Source organism: Nonomuraea sp. NPDC005983 (genome assembly GCF_040614375.1).
GTDB lineage: Bacteria > Actinomycetota > Actinomycetes > Streptosporangiales > Streptosporangiaceae > Nonomuraea.
The window spans coordinates 26,229-32,513 of record NZ_JBEXUP010000102.1 but is presented as its reverse complement, the minus strand read 5'-3'; the positions used below and the strand labels follow the sequence as shown (position 1 = coordinate 32,513).

4 protein-coding genes are annotated in these 6,285 nt (G+C 74.2%); all 4 read left to right on the top strand.

Annotated features, from left to right (window positions below; all coding sequences use genetic code 11):
* Positions 1-457 precede the first annotated feature (457 nt).
* The 4 genes from ABZ297_RS33545 to def are packed head-to-tail and all read left to right on the top strand — an operon-like array spanning position 458 to position 6,283.
* On the top strand, positions 458-2,803 hold the full coding sequence (locus ABZ297_RS33545) for a primosomal protein N' (RefSeq protein ID WP_355354753.1): 2,346 nt from the start codon (positions 458-460) through the stop codon (positions 2,801-2,803).
* 49 nt (positions 2,804-2,852) lie between these two features.
* Positions 2,853-4,349, top strand: a complete 1,497-nt coding sequence (locus ABZ297_RS33540) for a hypothetical protein (protein WP_355354745.1) — start codon at positions 2,853-2,855, stop codon at positions 4,347-4,349.
* Positions 4,350-4,386: 37 nt separating this feature from the next.
* Entirely contained in the window at positions 4,387-5,709 is a 1,323-nt protein-coding gene (locus ABZ297_RS33535; RefSeq protein ID WP_355354743.1) for a hypothetical protein, read from the top strand.
* Between the two features lie 25 nt (positions 5,710-5,734).
* Positions 5,735-6,283: a peptide deformylase gene (gene def / locus ABZ297_RS33530; RefSeq protein ID WP_355354740.1), complete on the top strand. Its 549-nt coding sequence runs from the start codon at positions 5,735-5,737 to the stop codon at positions 6,281-6,283.
* The last annotated feature ends 2 nt before the right edge of the window (positions 6,284-6,285 follow it).

The following is a 6,285-nucleotide window of genomic DNA, read 5'->3' as shown; positions in this document are numbered from 1 at the left end:
GGACGAGCACGTCTCTCCCGGTGATCTGATCGCCGAGGCGTACGAGCGCCTTGCGCCCGAAGATCAGCTCTCGCTGAACAGGTTCACCGCGGCCGCACGTCCGCAACATCCTGGCCAAGGGAGGCCTCGTCTCGCGCACGCACGTCGCCGCCTGGGTGACGGCTTCGGTAAGTAGATAGGCATTCCTCCCGATGTGTCGGTGAGCCCGGAACGTCTATCTGTTGACATGCCAGCGGGTGACGAATTTCCGCAGCCGGTCCGTGGGAGGGGTCCTGGGCCGCATTCGCCCGACACCCGCTGGCACCAGTCGTCCCGTCCCGCCTGCTGAGGCGGTGCGGACGTCGGGGGTGCCCGCGTCTGGTAGACGTAATGCGTGACCGACTCCGACGACGCCCTCCTGCCGCTCGACGCCGTGCGGCCCGCGGAGACGGCGGCGACGGGAGGCAGGGGCGCGCCCGTGCCCGCGCCCGCCAGTCCGGTCGCCCGGGTGGCGGTCGACAACCCGCTGTCCCACCTCGACCGGCCCTTCGACTACCTGGTGCCGGAGACGATGCACGAGACGGCCCAGCCGGGGGTGCGGGTGCGGGTTCGCTTCGCGGGCAAGCTCGTCGACGGCTTCGTCCTGGAACGGGCCGAGAGCAGCGACCATCAGGGCAGGCTGGCCCCCCTCGAACGGGTCGTCTCGCCGGAGCGCGTCCTGACGCCCGAGATCGCCTCGCTGGCCAGGGCCGTCGCCGACCGCTACGCCGGCACCCTGGCCGACGTCCTCCGCCTGGCGGTGCCACCTCGGCACGCCAGGGCGGAAGCCGAGGCCCCAGCGGCCAAGACCCTGGCGGCCAAGACCCCGGCGGCTGAGGAGCTCGCTTCTGAGGAGCCCGCAGTCGCCTCCGATTCCGGTGCCCCTACCGGCTCCGCTGCCGGTGCTGCGGCCGGTCACGGTTCAGGCGTTCCGGCCGGCCCGGTTTCTGGTGGTCTGGCCGGTCCCGCTTCCAGTGGCGCGGTCGAGGGCGAGCCGGGGGCCTGGGCGGCGTATCCGATGGGGGCGTCGTTCCTCGACGCGCTGCGCAACGGCCGAGCGCCGCGGGCCGTGTGGTCGGCGTTGCCGGGAGCCGTCGGCTGGGCCGCGCCGGTGGCCGAGGCCGTGGCCGCCACGCTGGCCGGAGGGCGGGGCGCCGTCGTCGCGGTGCCCGACGGCAAGGACGTCGCGCTGCTCGACGCCGAGCTCTCCCGGCTGCTCGGGCCCGGCAGGCACGTGGCGCTCACCGCCGACCTGGGCCCCGCCGAGCGGTACCGGCGGTGGCTGCGGGCGCTGCGCGGGCAGGTGCGGGCGGTCGTCGGCACCAGGGGCGCCGTCTTCGCGCCCGTGAGCGATCTCGGGCTGACAGTCATCTGGGACGACGGCGACGACCTGCACGCCGAGCGGCTGGCCCCGTACCCGCACGCCCGCGAGGTGCTGGCGCTGCGGGCGCATCGGGCGGGGGCGGCCATGCTGATCGGCGGATACACCCGCACCGCCGAGGCCACCCAGCTCATCGCCACCGGCTGGGCCAGGCCGATCGTCGCCGCCCGCGAGACGATCAGGAGGCTGGCCCCGCGCGTGCGTCCGGCCGGCGAGGACGCCGAACTGGCCAAGGACCAGGCGGCCCGCCAGGCGAGGCTGCCCAGCGTGGCCTGGCGGGCGCTGCGGCAGGGGCTGGAGAGCGGCCCGGTGCTGATCCAGGTGCCCAGGCGCGGCTACCTGCCCGCGCTCGCCTGCCAGCACTGCCGCGCCCCGGCCCGCTGCGCCCTGCCACCCACCCGGTCGGTGGGCGCCCTCCTGGGCCCGGACGCGCCCGGAACCCTCGGCCTCCTCGACCCGGCCGGAGGCGGTGCCGCAGGCCCCTCCGAGCCCTCCAGGGGCGCCGGTGGCGTGCACCAGCCCGCCGGGGGCGGCGGCGTGGGCGAGCCTTCCGTCGGCGGCTCCTCCGTAGGTGGCTCCTCTGTCGGCGGCTCCTCCGTTGGCGATCCCTCCGTCGGCGGGCGCGGGCCGTCCAGGGCGCTGTGCCACGGGCCGCTGGCGCTCAGGGGCGGGCACGCGGCCCCCTACTGCCGCTGGTGCGGGCGGGTGGACGCCTCCTGGCGGTGCCCGGCCTGCGGCAGCCGCAGGCTGCGGGCCGTGGTCGTCGGCGCCAGGCGCACCGCCGAGGAGCTGGGCAGAGCCTTCCCGTCCGTTCCTGTGCGCACGTCGGGGCGCGACGGCGTGCTGGCCACCGTTCCGTCGTCACGGGCCCTGGTCGTCGCCACGCCGGGCGCGGAGCCCGTCGCCGAGGGCGGGTACGCGGCGGCCGTGCTGCTCGACGGGTGGGCGCTGCTCGGCCGGGCCGACCTGCGGGCCGCCGAGGAGGCGCTGCGGCGGTGGATGAACGCCGCCGCCCTGCTCCGTCCCGCCGCCGAGCTGGTCGTGCTCGCCGACGCCGTGCTGCCCGTAGTCCAGGCGTTGCTGCGGTGGGACCCGATCACGCACGCCGAGCGCGAGCTGGCCGAGCGCGCCGAGCTGGGGTTCCCGCCCGCCGTGCGGATGGCGACGCTCAGCGGCGTCGCCAGCGCCGTCAGGCAGATGCTGGACGAGTTGCGCCTGCCCCCGTCCGCGCAGGTGCTCGGGCCGGTCCCGATCGACGAGGGCCGGGAACGCGCCATGATCCGGACCCCGCGCGGCGGTGGGGCGGCGCTGGCCGCCGCGCTCAAAGGGGCCAGTGGGGTGCGAGCGGCGCGTAAGGCGGCGGATGTCGTGAGGGTGTGTGTCGACCCGCTCGACCTGATTTAGACGTTTTCCCCGATTCGCTCATCTGTTGGCCAGCCGTTAGCGTCTCCCTGTGTCGATCGAATGGGTGAACCGGGCCATCGACGACCTGCGCGCATGGGGGCGCGCGGGAGACGTCGAGGTGGACGCGGACGAGGTCCGCCTGCTCTGCGACTACGCCAGCGACTACCTGAAGGTCAACGCGCTGGGCGACTTCACTCCCGAGACCTTCGACGAGCTGCTGCTCTCCATCTACCCGCGCAAGGTCATCGCGCCGCCCGAGAGCGCCCCGGAGACCGTGGCCGCCGCCGAGACCCTGGTGGCCTTCCTGCGGGACAGGTCCGAGGTCAGCGCCGAGACCGCGGCGGCGATGCGCGAGCGGCTGGCCGAGATCGCGCCCCGGATGGCCGGGGCGCTCGCCGACACGGCCAACTTCGGCATGGCCAAGAGCCTGTTCAGCTCGATCGGCCCCGAGTCGCTGGAGCAGTCGATCCAGATCTCGTCGGGGGAGGCGCCCGATCTGGGGGAGGCGCCCTGCGACTGCCCCGGCTGCACGCCGCTGCCCGCCGTGCGGCTCGCGCCGCCCGGCGACCTCGCCGAGGCGCTGGCGGGCGTTCCGCTCCTGGCGGAACTCAACCGCGAGCCGTACCTGAGCCTGTTCGCGGGCGTCACCGGCGGCGAGCCGCTCCAGCGGTGGGCGCAGATCGTCGCCCACCTGGTCGAGCACGACACCGGCGGCGCCATCACCGGCTCCCGCGAGCTCGACGAGGAGCTCTACGACCTGTTCGACATGCTCTACCGGCTCCAGGTGCGGGCCCCCGTCTCCGTCGTCGGCGACTACCTGGAGGAGATGGGCGAGGGCGGCCAGGTGCCCGTCCCCGAGGTGCTCGAACGGCTGTCGTGGTGCGGCCTGGTCCAGGTCGAGGGTGACACGGCCGGGCTCACCCCGCTGGCCGTCTGGGCGCTGCGCGAGCACTACCTGACACTCGGCCTCGACGCCCCCCAGGCCGCCGACCTGGCCGAGGCCGACGCCGTGGAGCTCATCGAGAGCCTGCTCGACGGCGTCCCGACCGAGCTGGCGGAGGACGACATCAGCCGCTGGCTGGCGGGTCGCGGGCCGGGAACGGCCGCCGCCGAACTGCTCGCCGCCGCCTCCGGCGCGCCCGCCGTCGCCCGCGGCATCGCCGTCACCATCGTCGACCGGCTGGGCGCGGAGGCCGAGCCGGCGGTCCGCGGCTGCCTGGGTGACCTGGAGCTGCGGCCGCACGCCATCCACTGGCTCGCCGCCCGCGGGCTGCCCGCGCCGTCCCTCACCCAGGACGAACTGCTCTGGGTCAGCGTCGACATGCTCGCCCTGGCCCTGCCCGCGGCCGAGGCCGACCCCGAGATGTTCGCCGAGAACATCGCCGCGTCCGGCCCGCCCGCTCATCTGATCGAGGAGATGTGGCGCGTCGACCACCCCGACGTGGTCGAGGTGCTGGAGCTGCTCGGACGTTCGCTGTCCGACGGCACGGTCGCCAAGGCCGCGCGCAAGGCGGCCTTCAAAGCCCGCTCCCGTGCGATCCGTTGAGTACGTCTCTGTTACTCCCGTGCAGTAAGTTTCCTGAGTGGCAAACAACGTCTTCGACCTCGCCGAGCTGCGCAAGCTGATCGATGAGCAGGCCGCCGTGCCGCCACGGCAGCCGGAGAAGGCCCCCGCCGACCACGAGGCGCTCACCTTCCCGCCCGTGGTGCTGGCGGCCGACGCCGAGCTGGCGCGGATGGTGCCCACGGTGCCGCTGGTCGCCGACGCCGTCAGGCTCGCCAACTGGACCGGCAGCCGCCAGGTCACCGCCGAGGGGCTGCTGCCCGCGGCCGACGCCGAGGCCGCCGTCGCGGAGCTGGGCGTGGCCGCGTCCCGGCTCAGGCTCGTCTGGATCGTCGCCGTCAACACCGGCCTGCTGCAGATCCTGCGCGGGAGTGCGTCGCGGGGCCCGCTCCCGGCCCAGCTCACCGTCGAGGCCACGCTGGAGTTCTGGGACGGCGTCGTCATGGACGTCCTCGACCGCGCCGACGAGGGCCTGACCGGCTCCGCCGTCGTCGACGGCCACCTGGCGGAGATGCTGGCCACGATCTACTCGGTGCGCTCGGGAGTGGCGATCGCCAACCTGGCCCGGGGCATCCTGCAGTCCCACGAGGTCGCCTGCGCGCCGGGAGCGCCGATGATGCGCAGGCTCGCCGCCTCGCTGCCGTCCGAACTGCTCGAGGCGCTGTCGCTGCTGACATACTGCGGGCTGGTCGAGCAGACCGCGTCCGGGCGCACCGCGCTCACCCCGCTCGGCGTCTGGGCCGTCCGCAGAGACCTGCTGCGCGAGGGCCACGACGCGCCCACGGCGGCCGAGGTCCAGGTCTTCGCCGACCTCTCGGCGCTCGAGCTGGTCGAGGCCCTGGTCAGGGGCGCGGCGACGCAGAGCGCCGTCGCCGGGTGGCTGGAGCGCCGCTCGCCCGAGGAGGCCGCCGCCGACCTGGTCGCGATCGCCGCGTCCGGCACGGCCGGGCAGCGCGGCGCGGTCGGGGCGATCCTGGAGGAGCTGGGGCCCGAGGCCGAGGCTCCCGTCCGGGAGGCGCTCGACCTGCCGCTGATGCGCCGCTACGCCGCGTCCTGGCTGCACATCCGCGACCTCGACGCCCCCACGCTCAGCCCCGACGACCACACCTGGATCGCCGTCGACTCGCTGGCCGCGCTGATGTACCTGTCGGGCCCGCTCGACACCACCGAGCCGCCGGAAGACCTGATCAAACTCGTCGGCGAGATGCCCGCCGTCGGGCACCCCGACACCGTCGCCGTCCTCGACATGCTCGCCAACGCGCACGACGACCAGGCCGTGATCAAGGCGGCCCGCAAGGCGGCGATGAAGGCCCGGTCCCTGGCGCACACTAAACTGGGCTGATCCACCCGAGAAACGGAGTTGCGCCTTGTCCATCCAGTCGATCCGGCTGTTCGGAGACCCCGTGCTGCGCACCCCGGCGGCTCCCGTCGTCGACTTCGACAAGGAGCTCCGCAAACTGGTCAAAGACCTCACCGACACGATGATGGACGCGCCGGGCGCCGGTCTGGCCGCCCCGCAGATCGGTGTCGGCCTGCGCGTGTTCACGTACTACGTCGACGAGCAGCTCGGCCACCTGATCAACCCCGACCTCGACCTGTCCGACGACAAGGACGAGGAGGGCGAGGAGGGCTGCCTGTCGTTCCCCGGCCTGTCCTTCCCCACGCCGCGCTCCGTCCGCGCCGTCGCCAAGGGCCTCAACATGCACGGCGAGCCCGTCACGCTCGAGGGCACCGACCTGATGGCCCGCTGCTTCCAGCACGAGACCGACCACCTCGACGGCATCCTGTTCATCGACCGGATGGACGCCAAGCAGCGCAAGCTCGCCATGAAGGCCATCCGCGAGGCCGAGTGGAGCGGCCTGGCCGCCCCCGTCGTGAAGTACTCCCCGCACGCCACCGGCGGAAAGGCCCTGTGACG